This is a genomic window from Acinetobacter sp. IRS14 (assembly GCF_034650275.1).
Taxonomy (GTDB): Bacteria; Pseudomonadota; Gammaproteobacteria; order Pseudomonadales; family Moraxellaceae; genus Acinetobacter; species Acinetobacter oleivorans.
Window position 1 is genome coordinate 40,670 of record NZ_JAOVFN010000012.1, and the last position, 24,376, is coordinate 65,045.

Consider the following 24,376-nt stretch of genomic DNA (forward strand, 5'->3'; position numbering starts at 1 on the left):
CTAAGTTTTGTTATTTAGATAAATTTAATCGTTCTTTAAATGCTTAAATACGAATTTCTATGATGATCAATTGGTTATATGAAAATAGAGATGTTATTAAAATTTTTAAAAATTAATTTTAATTAATATTATTTTAAGCTAGCACAATTAATCTAACTACATCAAAGCTTATTTAGTACACCTTTTGGCCACATTCTCCAGATGTGGCCGTTTTTTTATCAAAAATAAAAATAGTTCCGAATAACTTAATTAATTCTTAAAGGGAAATAAAAATTAATCTTCTTCCATGGCATTACTATAAAACTTAACACCCAGTTTAATACGATCACGCCCATTACCCATACGCCAGCGATTAGTATCTCTTAAAGAATATACACAGCCACAATATTCTTGTTGATAAAACTCTTCTCGTTTACTGATTTCAATCATACGGCTTGAGCCACCGTTTTTACGCCAGTTGTAATCCCAGTACTGAATTTCAGGATAGTGCGCAGCAGCACGAATTCCGCAGTCATTGATTTGCGCCATATTTTTCCAGCGAGAAATTCCTAGCGAACTACTGATGAGACTAAAGCCGTGTTCATGTGCGTAAAGGGCAGTTCGTTCAAATCGCATATCGAAACACATGGTGCAACGAATACCACGTTCGGGTTCATCTTCCATACCTTTTGCTCGAGCAAACCAATTGTCAGTGTCATAGTCTGCATCAATAAACGGAATATTATGCTTTTCGGCAAAACGAATATTTTCTTCCTTACGGATGAGATATTCTTTTACTGGATGAATATTAGGATTATAAAAAAATATTGAAAATTTAATGTCTGATTCAATCAATGCTTCCATAACTTCTCCTGAACAAGGAGCACAACAGGAGTGAAGTAATAATTGATCATGTCCAGATGGGAGTTCTAATTTTAAACGTTGAGTTGACATAATAAAAAAATTAAATTGTAATGCAATTCATTATATATTTATTTTTTATATAATGTGAAATGAATTATTTTCAATTTTACTGTGAAATTAATTTAATGTTATCTATTAATATTTTTAATATTAAGCTAAATATAATGAAATAAATATTGTGCTAAATATTGAAGTCATCTTTATAATTAACCTGAAAGTTATTGTTAAATATACTATATGATTAAATAAATTATGGGTGAATTTTATATATTGAAAAATAATAAACCTTAAATATTTTTTGATAAGTGATTGATGTATCTGAATATAATTTTAAGTTTTTATTGTGATATGTGTCACAAATAAACCTTATTTTTTCAATTAAAGTATTTCTTTAGATTTATATCTTTAATAAATTTATACTATAAAATTCAGTGTGTTTTTTTAATTTAAGCGTGTGATAATTTGAGATATGAAAGATTGGCAATGTAAGTATTGTAATGGTTACATTATGGTTAATCATTCAAAGATTAGCGTAGGAGAAAAAGTTTACTTTTTGGTATATAAATTTGATGCAAAGAATGAAAGGAAAAAATTATATAAAAAGGGAATTGTGATTGCACGTCACGATAATATACTTCACATTGAATCACGTAAAAAAACTTATAAGATCGAGCAAATTAAAGTCTATCCATTAGGTGCACCAATGCCTTTCGTTTACAACATGTTTTGGATTTGTGGATGTCCGTGTACTCTACAAAACTAATTTCTTAAATTTGATTGATAGTAAGTTATTTTATAGATCGAACTGGATTAATCATCAGATTCATTTTTTATCTTTTGCTTTTACAGATAAGAACTATAGTTTGATAAAAGCGGCACATACATATAACAAAACCTGTGTTATTTATTTGACAAAACAAAGACGTACTCTTATAAACCTCAAGTAAAGTTGAGGTCAATTGTGATGAGTGAAAATAAAAAAGCAGACCCTAGTCGCGTTTTGACTGTGGGTGAAGTTGCAAAAAGGAGCGGGGTTCCTGTTTCAACCCTTCATTTTTATGAAGCAAAAGGCCTTATAAAAAGTATAAGAACGAATGGTAATCAACGTCGTTATCCCTTAATTATTTTAAGATATATTGCGATTATTAAAGTTGCTCAAAGGGTAGGTATTCCTTTAAATGAGATTAAAGAAGCTTTAAGTCAGTATCCGATTGGTAGCAAATTAACAGCTAAGCAATGGAGGGATTTATCGAGTCATTGGCGAGAAAATTTGGATGATCGAATTCAAAAGTTAACTCGGTTAAGAGATGAGATGGACTGGTGCATTGGCTGCGGTTGTTTATCGTTAGAGCAATGTCCATTAAGAAATCCTGAGGATATTTTAGGACAAGACGGATCAGGCCCACGAATTTTAGAAAGACCTGAATAGGATAGTTCAAAAAAATGGCTTTTAATTGGGAATATCTTAATTTCCAATAAATTAAATTTATTTTGCTAGAACATTCAAGTGAGTTTTTTATTGTAAACAAGTCATATGAAACATGAATTTTTTTGATATCTTTAGTTTTTTTAGTAAGAAGCAAAAAATTATGAAAAAAACTATCTTTCTTGGCTTAGCGCTTGTTTCGTTAACGGCTTGTTCGTCTGTACAACATAAAGATTCAACTCCTCCAAAAATTGGTTCACCAAACCCAGCTAGTCAATATTGTGTTGAACAAGGTGGTAAATTAGAAATTAGAAATGAAGCAAATGGTCAGGTTGGGTATTGTCATTTACCAAATGGCCAAGTTGTCGAAGAATGGAAATTATTCCGTGATAACCAAGCGAACTGTGTAGCAGAAGAAGCTCAAAAATTAGTGGGGCAATCTGGCCTGACTGATGATCAAATTAAACAAAAAACTAAATCAGAAATTGTGCGCACAGTAGCTCCAGGTCAACCAATGACAATGGATTATCGTACAAACCGAGTTACAGTTACTATTGATCCTGCTTCTAAGAAAATTACTCAGGCAACTTGTGGTTAATTTGTTTAATTAAAGTTTGCTAAACCAAATCTTGAAGTACAAAAGCCTGCATTTCAGCAGGCTTTTTTATGACTTTAATTTTGGGAATAATGAATGACTGGATACTCTTTTTGTTGAGGCAGTTGTTGCAAAGCCTGATTAATTTTGATGAGAAAAATATCAACTTTATCTTGGTTTGGATTGTTGGTGTTGTATGAAGCTCTTTCTTGATAGTTAATTCCACATCCAATAATTTTCATATTTGCGGGATTAAAGCTCCAGTCATTTTTATTTTTGATCGAGATATCTAAATCACTATCACATTCTTTCCAGAGTTTTAAAAATTGATTGGAATATACAGCGGGAGCTTCTTGTGCTCGATAGGCTGTAAATCCTTGCATTTCAGAGTTAGCAAATTGAAGGAGATGATTGGTGGGCATTCCTCCCCAAAGCATAGCGCTATCTTTTGGTAACTTTATTCCTGTTATATGTTCTTCTTTAAGGGGGGCAGTTTGCTCATCTTTCTGTTTGGACTTTTGAGATTTATAAACTAGTTTTGTTCCAACAGGAACTGTTACGCCTTTGACTTGAGTGATTTGTGTTGTATAGAAATAAGGCGAAGTATCACGGTTACAGCCTGTCGGGTTATAACAGCCAATACAACCACTTAACAATAAAACCGGAAAACTTAAAATACTTAATTTGAAAATTCGATCCATTTTTCTTGTCTTTAATTATGTCTAGAAATTTAATATATCAGCATTTAAATCAATAATAAAAAAAGCCCCTAGCGGACTAGAGGCAGAAAAACATCAGATGCAAGAACAGGTGAATTATGCATCTGAGTTAAGTAGGTTGTATCAAACCATGTAAAGCACTTTACCAGCAAAAATGAATAAAAATAGGGAGGTGCGACTAATGGCTAATGTTCTACGGTTGTTTTTTAAGCACCTGTAAACTCAGATTTAATTTCTATTCTGAGCACTAATTTTTAAATTCCATAAATTTTTACATCCAATTTTTAAAAAAAATATGAGTTAAATTTTGCTTTTTAATTCGATTATTAAAATTAATATTTGTTTTATATGAATTTTTCCGTCGGTAAAGAATTTGGAAAGGAAGACTATTCTTTTTGTTGTATATCGTATACGATATATGAAGAATGATTAAGCAGCTATTAATCCCATTCCATAACTTTTGAGATGGATTAACTCGAAAGTACGACTACCCAGAGTTTTATTTGTATTACTGAGGAATAATTATGAGTAATATCTTCACAGGATGTATCCCGGCGCTAATGACCCCATGTACTCCTAACCGTGAGCCAGATTTTGACGCGCTTGTGAAAAAAGGGCATGAGCTGATTGAAGCGGGCATGAGTGCGGTAGTGTATTGTGGTTCTATGGGTGATTGGCCTTTATTGACAGAAGCTCAACGCCAAGAAGGTGTAGCACGACTTGTTGCTGCTGGCATTCCAACAATTGTTGGTACTGGTGCAGTTAATTCAAAAGAAGCAGTTTCTCATGCAGCTCATGCAGAAAAGGTAGGTGCACAAGGGCTTATGGTTATTCCACGTGTACTGTCACGCGGGGCATCACCAGCTGCACAAAAAGCTCACTTTTCTGCCATTTTAAAAGCAGCTCCAAGCTTACCTTCGGTGATTTACAATAGCCCATATTATGGATTTGCAACTCGTGCAGATTTATTTTTTGAATTACGCCGTGAGTTTCCAAACTTAATTGGTTTTAAAGAATTTGGTGGCGCTGCCGATATGCGTTACGCAGCTGAGTTCATTACTTCACAAGATGATTCAGTTACCTTAATGGCTGGCGTAGACACTCAAGTTTTCCATGGTTTCGTCAATTGTAATGCAACCGGTGCGATTACAGGGATTGGTAATGCTTTACCTAAAGAAGTTTTACTGTTGGTTGACCTTAGTAAGAAAGCTGCAGCAGGTGATGCAAAAGCCCGTCGCTTAGCACAAGAGTTATCAAGTGCATTAGAAGTTTTATCTTCTTTTGACGAAGGAACGGATCTTGTTCTTTACTATAAATACTTAATGGTACTTAACGGTGATAAAGAATATACCTTACACTTTAATGAGACTGATGCATTGAGCGAATCGCAACGTAAATATGTTGAAACTCAATATGAGTTATTCCGTACGTGGTACCGTAACTGGTCAGCTGAAATCTAAGTAAGTATCCATAAAAAAAGAGGCTAACAATTCAGTCTCTTTTTTTATTTCTACGAATTACTTTTTGGTCAGAACAATAACGCATAGGAAAATGAGAATTAAACCTAAATAACTATGCATTGTTAAACTTTCACCCACTACAACAACTGCTAATAATGCTGCAACAGGAATTTCCACCAAAGCTAGCGTCATAGCCTGACTTGCTGGAATTCGTTTAAGACCAAAGCTAAAAAATAAATAGCCTAAAAACATAGGAACAATCGGAATATAAATCGCAACCCAAATGTTAGTTGGATAATCAAAAAGGTTTTGTGCCGTAATGAATAATGTAGGTAGTAACAGCACTGCAGAGATACCAAAAATCACTCCCATGGCAGCTCTTGAGTCGACATCTTGGCGAATTAGGTTTCTCATTATCCAAGAATATGTTGCATAGCTCAGGCTAGAGAGTAAGCCAAAAAATACCCCTAAAATACGATCAGATTGTACGATTTGGTGCTGCGCATGATCACCTGCATAAGAGAGTAAAATAATTCCTAAAAAACCGAGAATAAAACTGATGAGCCATTTTAAAGAAAGTTTTCGTTTATCTAAAATCCATTCCAAAAGCACTGAAAACAAAGGTGCACAGCCAATAGAAATCACGGTGCCAATAGAAACACCCGCTAAAGAGACAGATGAATAAAATGCAAATGGACAAAGAATTGAAACAATGACCGCAATAAAAACTTGGGATTTATAGTTAAATAGTTTTTGGTAATTTTTTTTAATGGCTTTTAAGCTTAAAAATGTATGAATTAATCCACCGAAGCCAACAGAAATGGTAGCAATTACAAGTGGACTAATGCCTTTTGCAAAAGATGCCGCTGTACCTGCCGTACCCCATAGAAAAGCAGCAAATAGTACAGATAAGAAACCCGTATAATAATTTAGGGAAAATTTTGCTTCTGTTGGCGTACTCATATGAAGTGACTCAAACTTTAAAAGTTTTATGCAGCATGATTTTTACAAGATAAAAATTTTATCTTGCAGGCAATAACTCAGCTAAATGGATAGGAATCTTTTTGACAGTTGCCCATCAAGAGAACAGGGTAGTATGCTGCTATTTATTATGATTTGCTTGGTTAGATACAATAAAATGCTGACGATTTCAGCATAGTCTAATAATAGTTTTGTGAATTAAATGGTATAAAGTATACTTTAGCTATTAATGCAGTTAAAAATTATTAGCTCCAATAAATAGAGAAAATGAGTTTTAGCAGCATTGAATTAAAGGTAAGCCGTGCCGAAAATAATGCTTGAAAAGCAATAATTTCATTATGGCGGATGAATAAAAATTATCATCCTTTTATTTGTGTCATATTTTGAGGTTAAGAGAATATTCGTGACGCTACCATCTTTTAATGTATCAAATCTTGGTGCAATGCCTTCGGTATCTGAAGTTATTGTCAAATATATTAGAGAAGCAATTATTGCAGGACATATTGCTGAAGGCGAACCGATTCGTCAGGATGAAATTGCCAAACTTTTTAATGTCAGCAAAATTCCCGTACGTGAAGCCTTAAAGCAACTTGAAGCTGAAGGCTTAGTTGAGTTTATAAAAAATCGTGGCGCAATTGTGACCCGCATCTCTGAAGAAGAGTTGGCACAGATTTTTGAAGTCCGAGTGATGTTGGAAACGAAGCTGATTCAGCTCGCTGTGCCGAATATGACGGAAGAAACTTATAAAAAGGCAGATGAAATTTGTAATGCCTTTATTGATAACATGGATATTGGAAGCTGGACCACACTCAATTGGCAGTTACATGCATGCCTTTATGAACCAGCACAACGGCCCTATATGCTTGGATTAATTCGTTCTATTTACGATAAGATTGAGCGCTATTTAAGATTGCAGATGAATGTTTCAGAAGGCAAATCACGTGCAAATGATGAACACAAAGAAATCGTGAAAGCCTGCAAAGCCAAAGATGTTGATTTAGCGGTTAAATTAATTGAAGAGCATATTAATGGTGTTTGCCAATCACTTTATGAACATCTACCTCACCATAAAAATGTGAAAAAATAAGCGCTCCATTCTTAATCATTTCAGTGTTATTTAAATTAGGCCAATGGCCTAATTTTTTTGTCTTTATTTTAGATGAAGCAAGTTTTCACTATGCTGATTTCGTCATCGATTCATAAGAAAACGATCAAGCTTGCTGTTTTGAGATCAGTCATCCTAGAAAAAAATGTAAGGATACTTCTATGAAAACAGTAAAAATTTTGGACTCTCATACTGGTGGTGAACCAACACGATTAGTACTTGAAGGATTTCCTGATTTAGGCATAGGAGATATGGAAAGCCGCCGAAAAATATTATCAGAACAATATGACCATTTCCGTAGAGCAACCATGTTAGAGCCGCGCGGTAATGATGTTTTGGTTGGCGCATTATTGTGTAAGCCAGTGAATCCAAAAGCGAGTGCAGGTGTTATTTTCTTTAATAATACAGGTTACCTCGGCATGTGTGGTCATGGCACGATTGGTTTAGTCGCCTCGTTAGCACACTTGGGAAAAATACAAGTAGGTACACATTTAATTGAAACTCCAGTAGGTGATGTTGAGGCGACATTGCATGAAGATCATTCAGTTAGCGTGCGAAATGTACCAGCATATCGTTATAAAAAAGCAGTCGAAGTTGATGTTGAAAAATATGGAAAAGTTACTGGTGATATTGCATGGGGTGGTAACTGGTTCTTCTTGATTAATGACCATGGTCAACGTGTTGCAAGTGATAATTTGGATCAACTGACTGACTATGCGTGGACAGTCAGACAGGCGCTTACGGCACAAGGAATAACTGGTAAAGATGGACAAGAAATTGACCATATTGAGTTATTTGCAAGTGACGCCGAAGCGGACAGTAAAAATTTCGTACTTTGCCCAGGAAAAGCCTATGATCGTTCACCATGTGGAACTGGAACCAGTGCGAAAATTGCTTGCTTGGCTGCAGATGGCAAACTTGAACCAGGAAAGTTATGGAAACAAGCCAGCATTATCGGTAGCCAGTTTATTGCCTCGTATGAGCAAGCAGGGGAATATGTTATTCCAACCATTCGTGGTGAAGCTTATATGAGTGCCGAAGCAACTTTATTTATGGATGAAAATGACCCATTTGCTTGGGGTATTCAGCTATGAGAACCGATGCCATAGTCATTGGGGCAGGCATTGTAGGTGCGGCATGTGCTTATGAGTTAGCCCGACAAGGGTTAAATGTGCAAGTTTTAGATGCTCGTATTGGTGGGGCAACAGCCGCGGGCATGGGGCATTTGGTCATTATGGATGACTTGGACGCCGAATTGAAACTTAGCCATTGGTCAGTTCAGTTATGGCATGAATTAGGGCACGAGCTTTCGGAAGAATGTGCCTATCGCCAAACGCCAACTTTATGGCTGGCAAGCAGCTCAGAAGAAATGCAGATTGCCGAGGAAAAATATCAACGTCTAACTGCACAAGGTGTCCGTTGCCAACTTCGAAATGCAGAGGAAATCCATCAGCTTGAACCTCACTTAAAGCATGGTCTTTACGGTGGGTTAGAAGTTTTTGATGATGCCATTTTATATGCACCCTGTGCTGCTGAATGGTTGTTGAAACAACTCCCGCAAAAGATTCAGGTTCAACAAGCTAAAGTTATTCATATTGAAGAAAATCGGGTTCAGTTAAGTGATGGAACATGGCTCGAAGCAGCACATATTGTTTTAGCAAACGGCATTCATGTGACAGATTTTTTTCCAGAGTTACCGATTGAACCTAAAAAAGGTCATTTGGCAATTACCGATCGTTATCCTGAATTAAATGTAAAACATACGTTAGTGGCTTTGGCTTATGCAGCCAGCACTCAAGCGACAAGTGGAATTTCGGTCGCTTGTAATATTCAACCTAGACCGACAGGTCAGCTATTCATTGGGTCATCTCGTCAGTTTAATACGGTTGATCCGACTGTAGAGCCAGAAGTGTTTACACGGGTGCTTAAAGAGGCTGCTGATTATTTTCCAGCTTTGGCTGATCTTAATGTTATTCGGGCATGGACTGGTTTTCGTGCAGCTACTCCGGATGGCATTCCTGTTATTGGACGACATCCTGCATTTCAATCGGTTTATTTAGCGGTTGGTCATGAAGGACTAGGCGTAACCACTGCGACAGGTACAGCAAGACTTATTGCTTCCCATGTGTGTGGATTAACTTTTGATATAGATCCTGAACCTTTTTTACCTCATCGTTTTATAGGAGCTGCATAGATGATTCAGCTTTTTATTAACGGACAATCAGTTTCTGTGATTGAGGGCACCAGTGTTGCTGCTGCTTTAGCACAAGCAAAGTCTTACAGTCGTCTATCTGTTTGTGGTGAAAAACGTACTCCATTTTGTGGAATGGGAGTTTGTCAGGAATGCCGTGTCAATATTAATGGACTCAGAGTGCTTGCTTGTCAGACGCTGTGCCAGCAAGACATGAAGGTGGAAACACAATAATGGAAAAACAATACGATGTGGTGGTTGTAGGGGCAGGCCCTGCGGGGTTGTCAGCTGCTATTGCAGCCGCCGAGAGTGGTGGGCGAATTTTAATATTGGATAATAACCCACAGGCGGGTGGTCAAATCTGGCGCGCTGGACCGATTTTTCCTGTACCTGAAATGGCGCAGCAGAAATATCAACAAATTGAGACTCATCCTAATATTGAATTTATGTTTGGTACCAAGATTGTCGCTGCACCTTTTGTAGGCCAATTACTCGTTGAACGACCTCACGACAGCCTAAATTTGTCTTATCGCCAGCTTGTATTGTGTACGGGTGCAAGAGAACTATTTTTACCTTTTCCTGGTTGGACCTTATCTGGTGTAACTGGAGCAGGTGGTTTGCAAGCTTTAATTAAAGCAGGTACACCTGTTAAAAATGAACGTGTTGTGATTGCAGGATCTGGACCATTGCTCTTAGCAAGTGCTGATACTGCGAAAAAAGCAGAAGCTCAAGTTCTCTATGTTGCTGAACAGGCACCTTTATCTTCCGTTCGTAAATTTGCACTACAACTTTGGCGCTGGCCTGCAAAAATAATACAGGCCTTATCTTTGCCTTATCGTTTATATCAACCTGACAGTTATGTGATTGAAGCGATTGGTCAGGAGCGTCTTGAACGAGTAAGACTACAAACACCGAAAGGAATTGTTGAAATTGAGTGTGATCGACTCGCTTGTGGGTTTGGTTTAATACCGAATACTCAATTAGGGCAGTTAATGGGTTGTCAAATTAAGGACAATGCGATTGCGGTCGATGACTATCAACGTACATCACAGCCGCAGGTTTGGGCAGCAGGTGAGTGTACAGGTTTTGGCGGAAGTGAGCTGGCGATGGTCGAAGGTAGCATCGCAGGTTATGCAGCTATAGGCCAAAATGAAAAAGCCAGTCAATTATTTGCTCACAGACAACGGTATCGTTTATTTGCACATTTACTTGAGAAAAGCTTCAAGTTACGTGCTGAGTTAAAAACGCTTGCACGCCCAGAAACTATTTTTTGTCGATGTGAAGATGTGACTTTTGATAAGGTTGCCGAGCGTAGTAGTTGGATTGATGCAAAACTACATACACGTTGTGGAATGGGAGCATGTCAGGGAAGCACTTGTGCAACAGCCGCCGCCTGCCTATTTGATTGGCAGCTACCTAACTCTCGACCGCCATTACTTCCTACCCGTGTAAAAAGCCTCATGGCGATGTCTACTTCTCCTTTAAATCAAAAATGAAATGTTCTAGAGTAGACAAGTTATTACTTTGCCCGCTCTAGCTCATGACTTTGGTTCAAATTCCGAAACTAACCACAACTTTGGAAGATTTCTTAAAAAATCTGGAAAGTATTGAACCATTATTTGATGCTTTATCTTCGGTGGTATTTTTCATCAAAAATACTGAAGCACGCTATGTATTTGTCAATCAAACATTGGTAAATCGCTGTGGTTTCAAAGATAAAACTGCGTTACTTGGAAAGACCTCGGAAGAAGTCTTTCCTCACTCTCTTGGAAAAATATATACATCTCAAGACTTGCAAGTCATTCGCCGTGGTAAAAAGTTAACAGAGCAATTAGAACTGCATTTATATGCAAAAAATCAGTCGGGTTGGTGTTTAACTTATAAAGAACCTTTATTTGATGCGGATGGAAAGTTAGTAGGAATAGCGGGTATTTCTAATGATTTAAATGTGCCTGAAAATACACATCCTGCTTTTTATAAAATGGTTCAGGTTGAGGAATATATTAAAAAGAATTATGCCGAAACGATTACGTTGGCACACTTGACCGCAATTGCTGGTGTGTCGGTGGCTCAGTTAGAACGCTATTGCAAAAAAATATACCATTTAACGCCGCGGCAAATGATTAGCAAAATTCGTCTTCAGGTCGCCACTGAACTGCTTGCGACTGACTTACCGATTACTCAAATTGGTTTGCGCTGTGGTTATACCGATCATAGTGCTTTTTGTCGTCAGTTTAAGTTGCATACAGGCATGTCACCTACCTTGTATCGGGCCTCTATCAAAAATATTTAGATGAAAAAAATGGGTTGTATAGGACAACCCAAAATCATTATTAAGCTCTTAATTTATATTTTAAAGATTAATCTTTAAAAGCCAATGATCGGCCTTTGGTTTCTTTTACCAGCAAAATCGAGACTATAGAAATCAGACTTGCGGCAACTAAATATAAAGAAATTGGAACCGAACTATTAAATTCTTTGAGTAAGGTCAAGGCAATTAATGGAGCGAGTGAACCTGCCATAATGGGTGCGACTTGATAACAAAATGAAAGCGCCGTATAGCGAATGTGAGTTGGAAATAACTCAGTCATTAAAGCAGAGTAAGGCGAGTAGGTCATCGACTCAATAAATAAACCAAGCACAATCGCTAACATGATGAGCCAGTTATTGCCTGTATCCATTAACGGAAAGCCGACAAAGCCCCAAAATGCAGTGAGTACAGCTCCAATAAGGTAAATTGGTTTACGGCCAAATATATCGCTTAAATGCCCCATAACAGGAATAATAAAGAAATGGATCAGGTGAGCGCCGAACATGAGCAGTAATATCTGCGAAGTATCTTTATGGACGACCAACTTTAAATAACTGATCGAAAAAGTAACCACCATATAATACAAAATGTTTTCTGCGAATCGGGCACCGATACCCGCAATAACAGATTTCTTATGATATTTTAAAACTTCAATAATCCCGAGTTGTTGCTTTTCAAGAAGCTGCTGTTTGGCCTGTGCTTCTTTAAATACCTCGGCATCGTCTACATTTTTTCGAATCCATAAACCAATCAGTACCACGATTGCCGAAAACCAAAATGCACAGCGCCATCCCCAATCTAGAAATTGTTCAGGGGAAAGGTTTTTTGAAAGTAGTAATAAAATCAGTGTTGCTACTAAATTCCCGAGCGGTACACCAGTTTGTGGCCAGCTTGCCCAATAGCCTCTGCGATCATCTGGACTGTGCTCTGAAACCAAAATGACTGCGCCGCCCCATTCACCACCAAAAGCAAAGCCTTGAATTAAACGCAGCATGACCAAAAGTGTAGGTGCCCAATAGCCAATTTGATGGAAGGTCGGAATACAGCCCATCAAAAAAGTAGTGATACCAACAATAATCAGGCTAATTTGCAATAATTTCTTACGTCCAATTTTATCGCCGTAATGACCAAACACAAGGCCACCAATAGGTCTCGCTAAAAAGCCAACGGCATAGAGGGCAAAGGCTGCCAAAATACCATCTATAGCGTTGCCCGTTTGTTGAAAGAAAAGTTCGCCAAAGACAAGGGCAGAAGCGGTTCCATAAAGGAAAAATTCATACCATTCAGCTACGGAGCCGACCATAGAGGCCGCTACAACCTTTTTTAATGTTGTCGTCATATACCAATATCCTTATTAAAAAATATGTTACGCAATGATTTGTTTGAGCATCTTGCTATTCATTTTTTGCACTTTTTTATTCGAAGAATGTGCGGTTACGTTGTGAGATTTGGGTCTAAGTAAAAAGGAGCTCATCACTTGAATAAACTCCTTCAAAAAATATTAAAGTGCAGCTTGACTCATTTCACCATTCACTAAGCGTTCAATACCAAGCGGATTGGCATTTTGAAGGGCAAGTGGTAATAAGTGATCTGGATAGTTTTGATAGCATACTGGTCGTAAATAACGCTCGATTGCTAACGTTCCTACTGAAGTACCACGTGCATCTGAAGTTGCAGGGTAAGGACCGCCGTGTACCATGGCATCACAGACTTCAACACCTGTTGGATAACCATTTAGAAGTAAACGTCCTGCTTTTTCTTCAAGTAATGAAATCAGGTTAGAGAAGTTCTCAAAATCTTGCAGCTCGGCAATTAATGATGCGGTAAGCTGACCACGAAGTCCGTTTAACGCTAGAGCAAGTTGCTCTGCCGATTCAACTTCAATCACAATCGTCGTTGGGCCAAATACTTCTTCTTGAAGTAGTTCATCCTGCTCTAGTAAAAGAGATACATGAGCTTTAAAGAGCTGAGGATAGGCTTGATGGCCTTGCTGTGGTTGACCTGCTAAATGCTCAATTTTGTCATGTGCGAGTAATGCTTTCAGGCCATGTTCATAGCTTCTTAAAGTGCCTTTGTTAAGCATGGTTTGTGGTGGCTGCTGAGCCATTGCAGCCGTGAACTGCTCAAGAAATTGGCTAAATTCAGCTGATTTAATTCCAATAATTAAACCCGGATTGGTACAGAACTGACCGCAACCTAAAACCACTGAACCACTAAGTTCGGCTGCAATTTTATCACCACGCACTTTTAGAGCTTCGGGTAATAAAACCATTGGGTTAATGCTCGACATTTCGGCAAAAACAGGAATTGGCTCAGGGCGTGCAGCAGCTAAATCGCAGAGAGCACGGCCACCTTTGAGTGAACCTGTAAATCCAACTGCTTTAATTGCGGGATGTTTTACCAGGGGTTCACCAACACCTTGACCATAAATCATGCTAAAGATGCCTTTTGGCATAGCGCATTTCTCAATTGCGCTACAAATCGCATTTGCAATTGATTCGGCGGTTGCCATGTGGCCGCTATGCGCCTTAACAATAACAGGACATCCAGCCGCAAGTGCTGAAGCGGTATCGCCACCAGCAGTAGAAAAAGCAAGAGGGAAGTTACTCGCACCAAATACAGCAACTGGCCCAACACCGATTTTATATTGACGTAAATCTGGACGTGGAAGTGGTTGACGCTCAGGTAAAGCTAAATCAATACGGGCACCTAAATAATCACCACGGCGTAATACTTGAGCAAACAGACGTAATTGGCCAGTAGTTCGCCCACGTTCACCGCGAATACGCGCTTCTGGTAAAGCAGTTTCTTGACAGACAGTGGCAATAAACTGGTCATCAAGCGCATCAATTTCATTGGCAATTGTTTCTAGAAAAACAGCGCGCTGTTCTGGTGTAGTCTGTCTAAAAGCTGGATAAGCCAATGCAGCTGCTTGAGCTGCCTGATCAATTTCTTCAGGAGTGGCTTGAGCAAATTGATAGGGTAATGCTTCATCTGTTGCAGCATCATAACTTAAGACAAATTTACTGCCCGAACTTGAACGTTGACCTGCAATAAAATTTTGACCAGTAATATTTAACATTATCAACCTCACTTTAGAGTGAACGTCAAAAGTAGTTCTTCTGACGTTGGAGAATTATCAAAGCTTAGGTTTTACTTTCGAAAAATATAGTATTTTGTATACGTTATTAATCAAAAGAAAACTCCAACCTATATGTGTTTAAGCAAGTAATCACTAAGCTTCATCATCATTTTTAATGAGTGCTTTTGGTAAACCTGAATGTATTCCCCAGTAGTAACAACCAAGAGAAATCACCATAACTAAAAGTGTGTCAAACGGAGCTGCCAATAGGTGTGATGCGCCATCACCGAAGCTGCCAAGGTAAGAAACAATAATCATTAAAATGTAGTAAACAAGAAGCCAAGCTGATGACTTTAATTGTTGAGCTAGGCTGACTTCTTGGGTTGGCACATAGCGTTTAAAAATGACATAGAGTGCAAACAATACGATTTGTGCGCCTAATAACCATGAAATGACATTCCAGCCAGACCAATAGACAATAAAAGAAGCAATCACGAAGGCAAGTGGGCCAAGAACAGTAAAGCCTTTCACATAGAATGGACGTTCAAGCTCAGGAGCATTACGACGTAACGCACCCACTGTGACAGGAGCTAGGGCATAACTTAAAACTAACGCTGCCGAAACTACAGAAATTAATTTATCCCAAGATGGAAACGGCATGGTCCAAAATACAGAAAGTGCAAATGTTAACCATAATGCATAACGTGGAATGCCTGATTTTGGATCTACACGAGTAAAAATACGGAAGAACGTATTACTGTTCGACCATGCGTAAATTACACGTGGAGTTGCAGCCATATAGATATTGCCGCAGCCAGACGGAGAGATAATAGCGTCTGAAACAACTAAAAGCGCTAACCATCCCAAACCTAATAACATGGCAATGTCGCGGTAAGGTAATGGGAACTTGTCACTGAGTCCTGACCAACCATTTGCTAACATATCGGTAGGTACAGCACCTAAGAAAGCAACTTGAAGCACTACATAAATAATCGTTGCTAAAACGACAGATAAGATGAGTGCAAAAGGAATGGTAAATTGAGGACGCTTTACTTCACTTGCCACTGAAATAATTGGCGTTAAACCTAAGTACGCAAAAATAATACCGCCAGCAGAGACAGCACCTTGTACGCCGTGAGCGCCCATTGGTGCAAACTCGGTCATTGAAAAGTTTGCCGGTTTAAAGTGATAGAGAAGTGCAACCATCACTAAAACTGGAACCGCAAACTTCAATGCACTGATGAGGTTGTTGGCAATTGCAAAGGTTTTTACGCTGTAATAATTCAAAGCAAAAAATACGCATAAAAGTGCAAACTGAAACAACCATCCAATGGTAGTTGGAGATCGGATGCCATCGTGTATTTCTGTAAGAGAAGGGAACCATGCGGCTGCATATTCTCGGGCAGCAACGACTTCAATTGCAATTAAACTTGAAAAGGCAATGACGGTCACAGAACCAAGTAAATATCCTTGTAAAGGACCATGTGAAAATACGGGATAACGGATAATACCGCCTGCTCGTGGTAAGGCTGCACCTAACTCACAATAAATAATTCCCAGAATTAAAACGGCAAAGCCCCCAATAATCCATGACAATATACCCGCAGGGCCGGCTTGAGAAGCCACATGACTTGCTGAAAATAACCATCCAGAACCGAAAATGGCGCCTAAGCCAATGAATGTAAGATCCATTAGAGATAACTGCTTTTTAAACTGACTTGTCATTACGTTTTCCTTAACGACAGAACTATTGTTCTTTCATATATCGTATACGATATATGGTTGTTGGTAAATAGGGGAATTTTTATTCTATTTAATGGCAAAGAGTGATCTAAATATTGAGTAAGTTATTGTTTTTAATTTTGTTTAAATAATTTAAATTCCAAGTAAATAGCTTGAAAACCAAATTTTTTTTATAAAAAATTGGGAAAGGTTCGCTATTTTATTTGTTAAAAAGAACAATTCTTAAATATTTGTTGAGTAATTTACCATTTAAATTAATGGAAAATTCCATTTTTTGGAAAATATTGAATTAGAAATTGATTGTGTTGTTTTTAGGCAATGACCCATTTATTTTCAGTGCTTTATGGATGGCTTAATGATAATTTTAATGTTATCCGAAAGGACACAATAACGACGAACATACGAATAATAATGAATTGAAGGTAGGACCCAGTGTTTATTAGTGTATTTGATCTTTTTAAAATTGGTATTGGTCCATCTAGCTCCCATACAGTTGGACCCATGCGAGCGGCATACAGTTTTGTGGATGATTTATTAAAACAAAATGATCTACAAGACACGGTTAGAGTTCAGGTGAAGTTATACGGTTCGCTTGCAGCAACGGGTGTTGGTCATGCGACAGACAAGGCTATTTTGTTAGGCTTAATGGGATTTGACCCTGAACATATCGATACTCAAGCAACTACAAGCTTGATTGAAGATGTTCTTGAAAATAATGCCATCCGGCTTAATCAGCAAAAGAATATTTCTTTTGACTATAAACGCGATGTACTTTTTCTTGATGAATCTTTGCCTTATCACCCCAATGCAATGGAATTGATTGCATATAACGAGGCTAAAGAAATTTTATATGCCGAAACTTACTATTCGATTGGCGGCGGTTTTATTGTTAGTCAAAGACAATTAACACAAACCCAATCTGAAACCAGTGACGTTAAGGTTCCATATCCATTTCACAGTGCGGCTGAACTTTTAAGCTTATGTAAAACTCATCGTTTATCAATCAGTGAGTTAATGCTTGAGAATGAAAAAAGCTGGCGTAGTGAAAGTGAGATTCGCAGCAAAATTATGGACATCTGGAAGGTGATGCAACAATGCATTCACAATGGATTAATTAATGAAGGAATATTACCGGGCGGATTAAACGTAAAACGTCGGGCTAAAAAAATTCACGATAAATTATTAAATAAGAAAAATTCAAACCTGATTGTGACAACTTTTCATGCCATGGAGTGGGTCAATTTATTTGCCTTAGCAGTAAATGAAGAAAATGCTGCTGGCGGCCGAGTTGTCACAGCTCCTACAAATGGTGCAGCTGGAATCATTCCAGCGGTCTTATATTACTACGTGACTTTTTCTAAAGATTTTTCTGAAGATAAAGTTGTTCGTTTCTTTTTGAGTGCGGCAGCAGTTGGCATTTTATGTAAGCTCAATGCATCTATTTCTGGTGCAGAAGTGGGATGTCAGGGCGAAGTAGGCTCAGCTTGTGCGATGGCTTCGGCTGGTTTAGCCGAGATTTTAGGTGCATCGCCTGAACAAGTGGAACATGCAGCTGAAATTGGCCTTGAACATAACTTAGGTTTAACGTGTGACCCGATTGGTGGTTTGGTTCAGGTGCCTTGCATTGAGCGAAATGCAATTGCAGCCGTAAAAGCCATTAATGCTGCGCAAATGGCACTTCATGATGAAGGTGAGCATTTTGTGACGCTCGATAAAGTCATTCAGACCATGAAAGAAACAGGTAGAGATATGTCTGAGAAATATAAAGAGACTTCAAAAGGTGGTCTTGCTGTTAACGCAATTGAATGCTAAAAAAATGAGATGGGGACGAGGTACCCCATCTCATTTTAAACATTAAGCCTCGCGAGCAACTAAAGTTAAAATGTCGTAGGTTGCGACAAGTTCACCACGTTGGTTTTTGACTTTAATATCCCACACCACTACGCCATGCGCAGGTTGAGACGGGTCTTTTTGTGGCTTAGGTGTTTTTTGCTTACAGGTCAATTCAACCTGAATTGAATCACCAATTTTAACCGGTTCAACAAAGCGTAAGTTGTCCATACCGTAATTGGCAATCACAGGACCTTGTGCTGCATCTACAAATAGACCTGCTGCGGCAGACACAATGAAGTAGCCGTGTGCAACGCGCTCACCAAAGAAAGATTCGGCAGCTGCAATTTTGTCGGTATGTGCATAGAAATAGTCACCGCTTAAACCAGCAAAGTTAACAATATCTGCTTCGCTTACGGTGCGACGCGCCGTTAATAAACGTTCACCAATCACTAACTCATCAAAAGACTTTTTAAATGGATGTACTCGGTCTTCATTAACTTTTGAGCCAGCAGTCCATGAGTGGGTAATTTGCGTCAGGCTATTTGGAGAACCTTGAATTGCAGTACGCTGCATGTAGTGTTTAACGGCGCGAATACCGCCTAACTCTTCACCACCACCTGCACGACCAGGCCCGCCGTGTACAAGATGAGGCAGTGGTGAACCATGTCCTGTACTTTCTTTTGCTGACTCTGCATCGAGTACATGCACACGGCCATGCCAAGGCGCAATTTTTTGAATAATTTGTTCAATATTCTCATCGTTATTTTTAACGACTGAAGCGACTAAGCTACCTTCACCACGTGAAACAAGGTCAGCCAATTCTTCAATGTTGTTGTATGGCATGAGAGTACATACAGGACCGAAAGCTTCTGTGGTATGAACATGTGTTGCTTGTAAAGGTTGCTCACATAGCAATAAAGTTGGAGCAAAAAAAGCAGCTTTTTCAGGATGGTCGGCATTAAATTTAAAGGACTCGCTGCCACCAAAAACAATTTTTGCGTCTTTGCTGAGCTCGGCAACTTTTTCTGCAACGTCATGTTTTTGTTTAATGCTCGCCAAAGCACCCATGGTGGTTTCTTCTTTTTGAGGGTCGCCCACCACAACTTTAGCAAGTTTGGCAGTTAGCTTTTCTTGCACAGTCGCTAACAAGTTTTCAGGAACAAATGCACGACGAATTGCAGTACATTTTTGGCCTGCTTTTGTAGTCATTTCACGGAAGACTTCACGCACAAATAAATCGACAGTTTCTTCATTTGCATCAGGGCTTAAAATTGCACTGTTTACCGAGTCGGCTTCCATGCTAAATGGAATCGAATATTTATTGAGGTGAGGGTGGTTACGTAGTTTTTGACCTGTGTATGCAGAACCTGTAAATGTCACACAGTCTTGAGGGCCTAAGTGGTCGAACAAGTCATAAGTCTGACCGCAAAACAGTTGTAACGAGCCTTTTGGTAATACATGTGCTTCTTCAATCGCTTTTACAACAGCTTGAGTTAATTGAGATCCATCGGTTGCTGGCTTAACAATACATGGCACACCCGCAAGTAGCGTCGGTGCAATTTTTTCAAGCATTCCCCAAATTGGGAAGTTAAATGCATTGATGTGAACGGCAACACCTGCTTTAGGACTTAAAATGTGTTTAGCACCAAAAGTTCCATTTTTAGATAATTGAATCCAGCTGTCTTCAGTAATAATTTTTTCATCATTGAGTTCACGGCGAACCAGACTTGAATAAGCAAATAACGTCTGGATGCCACCTTCAATATCAATCCATGCATCTTTACGAGTTGCGCCTGTGGCATAAGCAAGTTTGTAGAACTCTTCTTTACGCTCAAGCAAATGTTGGGCAATTTGTTTTAACGCATTAGCACGTTGGTGGAATGTCCAGTTAGCCAGTTCTGAACCATTTTGTTTGGCATATTGAACAACACGTTTCATATCAATGCCATGACTACTTACGGCATAAATCGCTTCACCTGTAATGGCGTGATAAACAGGACGTAGTTCTTCACTCGTCGAATGCCATGTTCCATAGACATAAGAAGCAAGATGAGGCAGTTGATGCTCAGACTGCTGAAAATCTGTGTCAGTTGAGGTTCCTTCTAGGTGTGCTTGTTCAAGCATGACCAAACTCCTTTTTTATTTGATACGTCAATTATAAAAATTGCAAAAATATGATTCATAATTTCAGATTAATTTGTCTAAAAGTCAACTTTATTTTGATTTGTAAAAGTAAAAAGGTTTTTTACAATTGGTTTAAATTTAATAATTTCAATAATTTGATGTGTTTTTCTATTGGTAATTTAATTTGATACTAAAAAAGTGATTGACTTTGTTTTTGGTGTATCGAAAAATAGATTTAAGGGTGATACCTACAGGGAATGAAAGAATGGAAAACAACTACCAGAAATTTGAACAAAATATTGCCAATGAAATTACGATCGAGGCTAAGGATCAAATGCCCGATGCCTATCGCAAAACACTGATTCGTCAAATTGGGCAACATGGACATTCTGAAATTGTAGGTATGTTGCCTGAAGGGAACTGGATTACTCGTGCGCCAACTTTAAAACGTAAAGCGGTTTTGCTTGCAAAAGTACAAGATGAAGCAGGCCATGGTTTGTATTTGTATAGCGCAGCAGAAACTTTAGGCGCTGACCGTGATGACATGATGGAAAAGTTGATTGATGGAAAAATGAAATACTCATCAATTTTTAACTATCCAACTTTGACTTGGGCAGATGTTGCTGCAATTGGTTGGCTTGTCGATGGGGCAGCCATTGTGAACCAAGTTGCGCTTTGCCGTACGTCTTACGGGCCATATGCACGTGCAATGGTACGTATTTGTAAAGAAGAAAGTTTCCACCAACGCCAAGGTTTTGAAGCCATGATGGCTTTAGCAGGTGGTACACCAGAACAAAAACAGATGGCACAAGATGCGGTAAATCGCTACTGGTGGCCAGCACTCATGATGTTTGGTCCAAGTGATGAGCATTCTCCAAACAGCGCACAAAGCATGGCATGGAAAATCAAACGCTTTAGTAACGATGAATTACGTCAAAAGTTTGTTGATAACACTGTGCCGCAGATTTTACAGCTAGGTTTGGAAGTACCAGATCCAGATCTAAAACTGAATGAAGAAACAGGCCACTATGAGTTTGGCGAGATCGACTGGCACGAATTTAATGAAGTGATTGCCGGACGTGGACCATGTAATCACGAGCGTATCGAAGCACGCCGTAAAGCATGGGAAAACGGCAAATGGGTTCGTGATGCAGCAGTAGTCTACGCGAAAAAACAGCAGCTTGAAGCGAACAAAGTGGCTTAACAAGATTTATGGAAAAATTTGAGGAAATCAAAATGGAAGATAAAAACAACTGGTCGCTCTACGAAGTATTTGTACGTAGTAAACAAGGCTTAAGCCACCGTCATGTAGGCAGCTTAAGAGCACCTGATGATGAAATTGCACTACAACATGCTCGTGATGTTTACACGCGCCGCAATGAAGGAATTAGCATTTGGGTGGTTCGTTCAGAACTGATTAAGTCATCACAGCCAGATGAAAAAGCTGAATTTTTTGATCCTTCTTTAGACAAGGTTTATCGTCATCCGACTTTTTACCATATCCCAGATGGCATTGAGCACATGTAAGGGAGATGACACATGAATCATTCAGTTTTATCTAAATTCTTATTACATATTGGCGACAGTCAATTAGTTTTATCTCAGCGTTTGGCTGAATGGTGCGGGCACGCACCTGAGCTTGAAGTTGATATTGCTTTAGCAAATATCGGTTTGGACTTGTTGGGTCAGGCAAGAAACTTTCTGACGTTGGCAGGTCAATATGATGAAGCTAAACGTGATGAAGACCAACTTGCGTATTTCCGTACAGAACGTGAGTTTTTAAACCTACTGTTGTGTGAACAACCGAATGGCGATTTTGCACAAACAATTGTACGCCAGTGGTTGATGGACCATTACCATCTTCATTTATTTACTGCTTTAACGCAAAGCTCACTTCCTGAATTAAGCGCCCTTGCTGTCAAATCTTTAAAAGAAGTGAAGTATCACATCCGTTTTTCGACTAGCTGGATGGAGCGTTTAAGTTTAAGCACAGATGAAGCGCATCAACGCGTACAAGACGGGTTAAATAATTTATGGCGTTTTACCGCTGAGTTATTTGAACTCAATGCAGACGAGCAAGCACTAGTTGCAGAAGGCGTGATTCCAGATTTTTCAAATGAAAAAGAACAATGGAACCAAACCATTGCAGATGAGCTTAAGCGCTTTGAATTAAATGTTGCTGTGAACGGTGCTTATCGCCGTGGTGCAAAACAAGGATTGCATACTGAGCATTTAGGTTATTTGTTGGCTGAAATGCAAAGTATTCAAAGAACTTATCCGGGCATGACCTGGTAAGACAAGGAGGTGAGCCATGCAAATGATTCGTCATTGCATCGACCAATGTTGGGATGTTCTACAAACGGTAAGTGACCCTGAAATTCCGGTTTTATCGGTTGTCGATTTAGGCATGATTCGCGGTGTAGAGATTAACGACCAACAAGAAATTATTGTTCGTTTAACTCCGACATATAGCGGTTGTCCAGCAACAGATATGTTGAAAGCACAAATTGCTGAAGCATTTACCGCAGAAGCTTTGACACCAGTCAAAGTGATGGTCGATTTATCAGAAGCATGGACCACGGACTGGATGTCTGAGGCGGGTAAAAAGAAACTGCAAGTCTATGGCATTGCACCACCTGAAGGGTTGGCGCATCAGTGTGGGACTCATGTTCACTTAAATGATGGTGTCGAGTGCCCACGTTGTAAAAGCCGACACACCCGACTGTTAACAGAGTTTAGTTCTACCGCCTGTAAAGCACTTTATAAATGTCAGGACTGTCTTGAGCCTTTTGATTACTTCAAATGTATTTAAGTCTTTAGATAAGGAAATCAGCCATGAGCCAATTTGTACCATTAAAAGTAAAAAGTATTACGCCTCAAACCGATCAGGCAATTTGTATTGCATTTGACGTTGTACCTGAACAACAAGAACAATTCCAATTTCAACCGGGTCAACACTTAACCATTCGCCATTTAACTGAAGCTGGTGAAATCCGCCGTTGTTATTCAATTTGTAGCTATGCGGCAAAAGAAGACATCAGTATTGCGGTTAAAAAAATTGATCAAGGTCAATTTTCAAACTGGGCAAATGACCATTTGAAAGTAGGTGACGTGCTTGAAGTGATGCCACCACAAGGCGTGTTTTTTCAAAAAGCAGCCAAGATGGGCGGACAAAACTATTTAGGCGTTGCTGCGGGCAGTGGTATTACTCCAATTCTATCGATAGTTAAGCAAGTTTTGTTTGAACAACCTGAAGCGAAATTTACGTTGCTCTATGGCAATCGCTCATGGAAACAAACCATGTTTGCCGAGCAAATTATGGATTTGAAAGATCAGTTTAAAGAACGCTTTCAACTCATCAATATTTTTTCTCGTGAGTTCAACGATAGTGAGCTGATGAATGGTCGTATTGATGAAGAAAAGCTAAAACAGCTTTTTGATTTTGATGTGCTTGAAACGAGTTTTGACCATGTATTTGCCTGTGGTCCAGACGAAATGATGAATGCCGTAGAAAGCACTTTGCCGAACTTTGGTATTGCCAAAGAACGCATTCACACTGAACGTTTCCATACAGGACAAGCGCGTAAGCGTAGTGTTGAAGCAGATGCAAACCGTAAAGAAGAAAAAGTAAACATCATTTTAGATGGTCGTGAACTGATTGTTTCTGTAGCTCAGGACGACGAAAGTATTCTTGATGCAGCTTTACGTGCAGGTGCCGACTTACCCTATGCCTGTAAAGGTGGGGTGTGTGCGACCTGTCGTTGTAAGGTGCTTTCTGGCGAAGTCGACATGTTCCTTAACTACAGTCTTGAAGAAGATGAAGTTGAAAAGGGCTATGTGCTGAGCTGTCAGACCTTGCCAAAAGGCTCAAATGTTCGCTTGAGTTTTGATGAATAGAGGCCG

General features: G+C 38.9%; 23 protein-coding genes. 16 read left to right on the top strand and 7 right to left on the bottom strand.

Annotated elements, in window-relative coordinates:
• Window positions 1-273: 273 nt before the first annotated feature.
• Complete coding sequence (locus tag ODQ17_RS12180; protein ID WP_322903909.1) at window positions 274-933, bottom strand: epoxyqueuosine reductase QueH; 660 nt, start codon at window positions 931-933, stop codon at window positions 274-276.
• Between the two features lie 439 nt (window positions 934-1,372).
• On the opposite strand from ODQ17_RS12180, the gene ODQ17_RS12185 reads away from it, so the two are divergent.
• The 3 genes from ODQ17_RS12185 (at window position 1,373) to ODQ17_RS12195 (ending at window position 2,927) form a co-directional block, all read left to right on the top strand.
• Window positions 1,373-1,666 carry a hypothetical protein gene (locus ODQ17_RS12185; protein WP_013198273.1) on the top strand — a complete coding sequence of 98 codons (294 nt, stop codon included), beginning with the start codon at window positions 1,373-1,375 and terminating at the stop codon, window positions 1,664-1,666.
• Window positions 1,667-1,864: 198 nt separating this feature from the next.
• Window positions 1,865-2,332: a redox-sensitive transcriptional activator SoxR gene (gene soxR / locus ODQ17_RS12190; RefSeq protein WP_151827378.1), complete on the top strand. Its 468-nt coding sequence runs from the start codon at window positions 1,865-1,867 to the stop codon at window positions 2,330-2,332.
• Window positions 2,333-2,492: 160 nt separating this feature from the next.
• A complete protein-coding gene (locus ODQ17_RS12195) occupies window positions 2,493-2,927 on the top strand; it encodes an I78 family peptidase inhibitor (RefSeq protein ID WP_013198272.1) in 435 nt (144 codons plus the stop codon).
• A 74-nt stretch (window positions 2,928-3,001) separates the two neighbouring features.
• On the opposite strand, the gene ODQ17_RS12200 is transcribed toward ODQ17_RS12195, so the two are convergent.
• The gene (locus tag ODQ17_RS12200; RefSeq protein WP_322903913.1) at window positions 3,002-3,625 is read right to left on the bottom strand and encodes a hypothetical protein; all 624 of its coding nucleotides are present in this window, start codon (window positions 3,623-3,625) and stop codon (window positions 3,002-3,004) included.
• 542 nt (window positions 3,626-4,167) lie between these two features.
• On the opposite strand from ODQ17_RS12200, the gene ODQ17_RS12205 reads away from it, so the two are divergent.
• Window positions 4,168-5,103 carry a dihydrodipicolinate synthase family protein gene (locus ODQ17_RS12205; RefSeq protein WP_013198270.1) on the top strand — a complete coding sequence of 312 codons (936 nt, stop codon included), beginning with the start codon at window positions 4,168-4,170 and terminating at the stop codon, window positions 5,101-5,103.
• Window positions 5,104-5,160: 57 nt separating this feature from the next.
• Here the strand turns inward: ODQ17_RS12205 and ODQ17_RS12210 are convergent, their stop codons facing one another.
• Window positions 5,161-6,066, bottom strand: coding sequence for a DMT family transporter (locus ODQ17_RS12210; protein ID WP_322903916.1), 906 nt, complete (start codon window positions 6,064-6,066; stop codon window positions 5,161-5,163).
• Between the two features lie 421 nt (window positions 6,067-6,487).
• On the opposite strand from ODQ17_RS12210, the gene ODQ17_RS12215 reads away from it, so the two are divergent.
• The 6 genes from ODQ17_RS12215 to ODQ17_RS12240 all read left to right on the top strand — a co-directional run bounded on the left by ODQ17_RS12215 (window position 6,488) and on the right by ODQ17_RS12240 (window position 11,673).
• Window positions 6,488-7,171 (top strand): GntR family transcriptional regulator, encoded by a 684-nt coding sequence (locus ODQ17_RS12215; RefSeq protein ID WP_000174668.1) that lies wholly within the window; start codon window positions 6,488-6,490, stop codon window positions 7,169-7,171.
• A 179-nt stretch (window positions 7,172-7,350) separates the two neighbouring features.
• A complete protein-coding gene (locus ODQ17_RS12220) occupies window positions 7,351-8,283 on the top strand; it encodes a 4-hydroxyproline epimerase (RefSeq protein ID WP_322903918.1) in 933 nt (310 codons plus the stop codon).
• Complete coding sequence (locus tag ODQ17_RS12225; RefSeq protein WP_322903920.1) at window positions 8,280-9,383, top strand: NAD(P)/FAD-dependent oxidoreductase; 1,104 nt, start codon at window positions 8,280-8,282, stop codon at window positions 9,381-9,383. The genes ODQ17_RS12220 and ODQ17_RS12225 overlap by 4 nt, the downstream gene beginning before the upstream one ends.
• On the top strand, window positions 9,384-9,614 hold the full coding sequence (locus ODQ17_RS12230; RefSeq protein ID WP_000615330.1) for a (2Fe-2S)-binding protein: 231 nt from the start codon (window positions 9,384-9,386) through the stop codon (window positions 9,612-9,614).
• The gene (locus ODQ17_RS12235; protein ID WP_322903922.1) at window positions 9,614-10,876 is read left to right on the top strand and encodes an FAD/NAD(P)-binding oxidoreductase; all 1,263 of its coding nucleotides are present in this window, start codon (window positions 9,614-9,616) and stop codon (window positions 10,874-10,876) included. The genes ODQ17_RS12230 and ODQ17_RS12235 overlap by 1 nt, the downstream gene beginning before the upstream one ends.
• 44 nt (window positions 10,877-10,920) lie before the next feature.
• A complete protein-coding gene (locus ODQ17_RS12240) occupies window positions 10,921-11,673 on the top strand; it encodes an AraC family transcriptional regulator (RefSeq protein WP_322903924.1) in 753 nt (250 codons plus the stop codon).
• Between the two features lie 67 nt (window positions 11,674-11,740).
• Here the strand turns inward: ODQ17_RS12240 and abaF are convergent, their stop codons facing one another.
• The 3 genes from abaF to ODQ17_RS12255 all read right to left on the bottom strand — a co-directional run bounded on the left by abaF (window position 11,741) and on the right by ODQ17_RS12255 (window position 16,498).
• Window positions 11,741-13,030, bottom strand: coding sequence for a fosfomycin efflux MFS transporter AbaF (gene abaF, locus ODQ17_RS12245; RefSeq protein WP_322903926.1), 1,290 nt, complete (start codon window positions 13,028-13,030; stop codon window positions 11,741-11,743).
• 162 nt (window positions 13,031-13,192) lie between these two features.
• On the bottom strand, window positions 13,193-14,773 hold the full coding sequence (locus ODQ17_RS12250) for an aldehyde dehydrogenase (NADP(+)) (RefSeq protein WP_322903928.1): 1,581 nt from the start codon (window positions 14,771-14,773) through the stop codon (window positions 13,193-13,195).
• Between the two features lie 153 nt (window positions 14,774-14,926).
• The gene (locus ODQ17_RS12255; RefSeq protein ID WP_013198264.1) at window positions 14,927-16,498 is read right to left on the bottom strand and encodes an APC family permease; all 1,572 of its coding nucleotides are present in this window, start codon (window positions 16,496-16,498) and stop codon (window positions 14,927-14,929) included.
• Between the two features lie 450 nt (window positions 16,499-16,948).
• On the opposite strand from ODQ17_RS12255, the gene ODQ17_RS12260 reads away from it, so the two are divergent.
• Window positions 16,949-18,328 (top strand): L-serine ammonia-lyase, encoded by a 1,380-nt coding sequence (locus ODQ17_RS12260; protein WP_322903931.1) that lies wholly within the window; start codon window positions 16,949-16,951, stop codon window positions 18,326-18,328.
• A 42-nt stretch (window positions 18,329-18,370) separates the two neighbouring features.
• Here ODQ17_RS12260 and paaZ read toward each other — a convergent pair whose 3' ends face one another.
• Window positions 18,371-20,473, bottom strand: coding sequence for a phenylacetic acid degradation bifunctional protein PaaZ (gene paaZ, locus ODQ17_RS12265; protein WP_322903933.1), 2,103 nt, complete (start codon window positions 20,471-20,473; stop codon window positions 18,371-18,373).
• A gap of 265 nt (window positions 20,474-20,738) precedes the next feature.
• Here paaZ and paaA point away from each other — a divergent pair, with 265 nt between their 5' ends.
• The 5 genes from paaA to paaE are packed head-to-tail and all read left to right on the top strand — an operon-like array spanning window position 20,739 to window position 24,370.
• On the top strand, window positions 20,739-21,677 hold the full coding sequence (gene paaA / locus ODQ17_RS12270; protein ID WP_004793398.1) for a 1,2-phenylacetyl-CoA epoxidase subunit PaaA: 939 nt from the start codon (window positions 20,739-20,741) through the stop codon (window positions 21,675-21,677).
• Between the two features lie 32 nt (window positions 21,678-21,709).
• The gene (gene paaB, locus ODQ17_RS12275; protein WP_000389648.1) at window positions 21,710-22,000 is read left to right on the top strand and encodes a 1,2-phenylacetyl-CoA epoxidase subunit PaaB; all 291 of its coding nucleotides are present in this window, start codon (window positions 21,710-21,712) and stop codon (window positions 21,998-22,000) included.
• 12 nt (window positions 22,001-22,012) lie between these two features.
• Window positions 22,013-22,768, top strand: a complete 756-nt coding sequence (gene paaC, locus ODQ17_RS12280) for a 1,2-phenylacetyl-CoA epoxidase subunit PaaC (protein ID WP_322903935.1) — start codon at window positions 22,013-22,015, stop codon at window positions 22,766-22,768.
• 16 nt (window positions 22,769-22,784) lie between these two features.
• Window positions 22,785-23,285, top strand: coding sequence for a 1,2-phenylacetyl-CoA epoxidase subunit PaaD (paaD, locus tag ODQ17_RS12285; RefSeq protein ID WP_005303779.1), 501 nt, complete (start codon window positions 22,785-22,787; stop codon window positions 23,283-23,285).
• Window positions 23,286-23,308: 23 nt separating this feature from the next.
• Window positions 23,309-24,370, top strand: a complete 1,062-nt coding sequence (gene paaE / locus ODQ17_RS12290; RefSeq protein ID WP_322903937.1) for a 1,2-phenylacetyl-CoA epoxidase subunit PaaE — start codon at window positions 23,309-23,311, stop codon at window positions 24,368-24,370.
• The last annotated feature ends 6 nt before the right edge of the window (window positions 24,371-24,376 follow it).

Excerpts from the sequence above, each read along its gene's own strand:
- ODQ17_RS12180 (WP_322903909.1), bottom strand. The coding sequence starts at position 933 with ATGTCAACTCAACGTTTAAAATTAGAACTCCCATCTGGACATGATCAA.
- ODQ17_RS12185 (WP_013198273.1), top strand. The coding sequence starts at position 1,373 with ATGAAAGATTGGCAATGTAAGTATTGTAATGGTTACATTATGGTTAAT.
- ODQ17_RS12195 (WP_013198272.1), top strand. The coding sequence starts at position 2,493 with ATGAAAAAAACTATCTTTCTTGGCTTAGCGCTTGTTTCGTTAACGGCT.
- ODQ17_RS12200 (WP_322903913.1), bottom strand. The coding sequence starts at position 3,625 with ATGGATCGAATTTTCAAATTAAGTATTTTAAGTTTTCCGGTTTTATTG.
- ODQ17_RS12205 (WP_013198270.1), top strand. The coding sequence starts at position 4,168 with ATGAGTAATATCTTCACAGGATGTATCCCGGCGCTAATGACCCCATGT.
- ODQ17_RS12210 (WP_322903916.1), bottom strand. The coding sequence starts at position 6,066 with ATGAGTACGCCAACAGAAGCAAAATTTTCCCTAAATTATTATACGGGT.
- ODQ17_RS12220 (WP_322903918.1), top strand. The coding sequence starts at position 7,351 with ATGAAAACAGTAAAAATTTTGGACTCTCATACTGGTGGTGAACCAACA.
- ODQ17_RS12225 (WP_322903920.1), top strand. The coding sequence starts at position 8,280 with ATGAGAACCGATGCCATAGTCATTGGGGCAGGCATTGTAGGTGCGGCA.
- ODQ17_RS12230 (WP_000615330.1), top strand. The coding sequence starts at position 9,384 with ATGATTCAGCTTTTTATTAACGGACAATCAGTTTCTGTGATTGAGGGC.
- ODQ17_RS12235 (WP_322903922.1), top strand. The coding sequence starts at position 9,614 with ATGGAAAAACAATACGATGTGGTGGTTGTAGGGGCAGGCCCTGCGGGG.
- ODQ17_RS12240 (WP_322903924.1), top strand. The coding sequence starts at position 10,921 with ATGACTTTGGTTCAAATTCCGAAACTAACCACAACTTTGGAAGATTTC.
- abaF (WP_322903926.1), bottom strand. The coding sequence starts at position 13,030 with ATGACGACAACATTAAAAAAGGTTGTAGCGGCCTCTATGGTCGGCTCC.
- ODQ17_RS12250 (WP_322903928.1), bottom strand. The coding sequence starts at position 14,773 with ATGTTAAATATTACTGGTCAAAATTTTATTGCAGGTCAACGTTCAAGT.
- ODQ17_RS12255 (WP_013198264.1), bottom strand. The coding sequence starts at position 16,498 with ATGACAAGTCAGTTTAAAAAGCAGTTATCTCTAATGGATCTTACATTC.
- paaZ (WP_322903933.1), bottom strand. The coding sequence starts at position 20,473 with ATGCTTGAACAAGCACACCTAGAAGGAACCTCAACTGACACAGATTTT.
- paaA (WP_004793398.1), top strand. The coding sequence starts at position 20,739 with ATGGAAAACAACTACCAGAAATTTGAACAAAATATTGCCAATGAAATT.
- paaB (WP_000389648.1), top strand. The coding sequence starts at position 21,710 with ATGGAAGATAAAAACAACTGGTCGCTCTACGAAGTATTTGTACGTAGT.
- paaC (WP_322903935.1), top strand. The coding sequence starts at position 22,013 with ATGAATCATTCAGTTTTATCTAAATTCTTATTACATATTGGCGACAGT.
- paaD (WP_005303779.1), top strand. The coding sequence starts at position 22,785 with ATGCAAATGATTCGTCATTGCATCGACCAATGTTGGGATGTTCTACAA.
- paaE (WP_322903937.1), top strand. The coding sequence starts at position 23,309 with ATGAGCCAATTTGTACCATTAAAAGTAAAAAGTATTACGCCTCAAACC.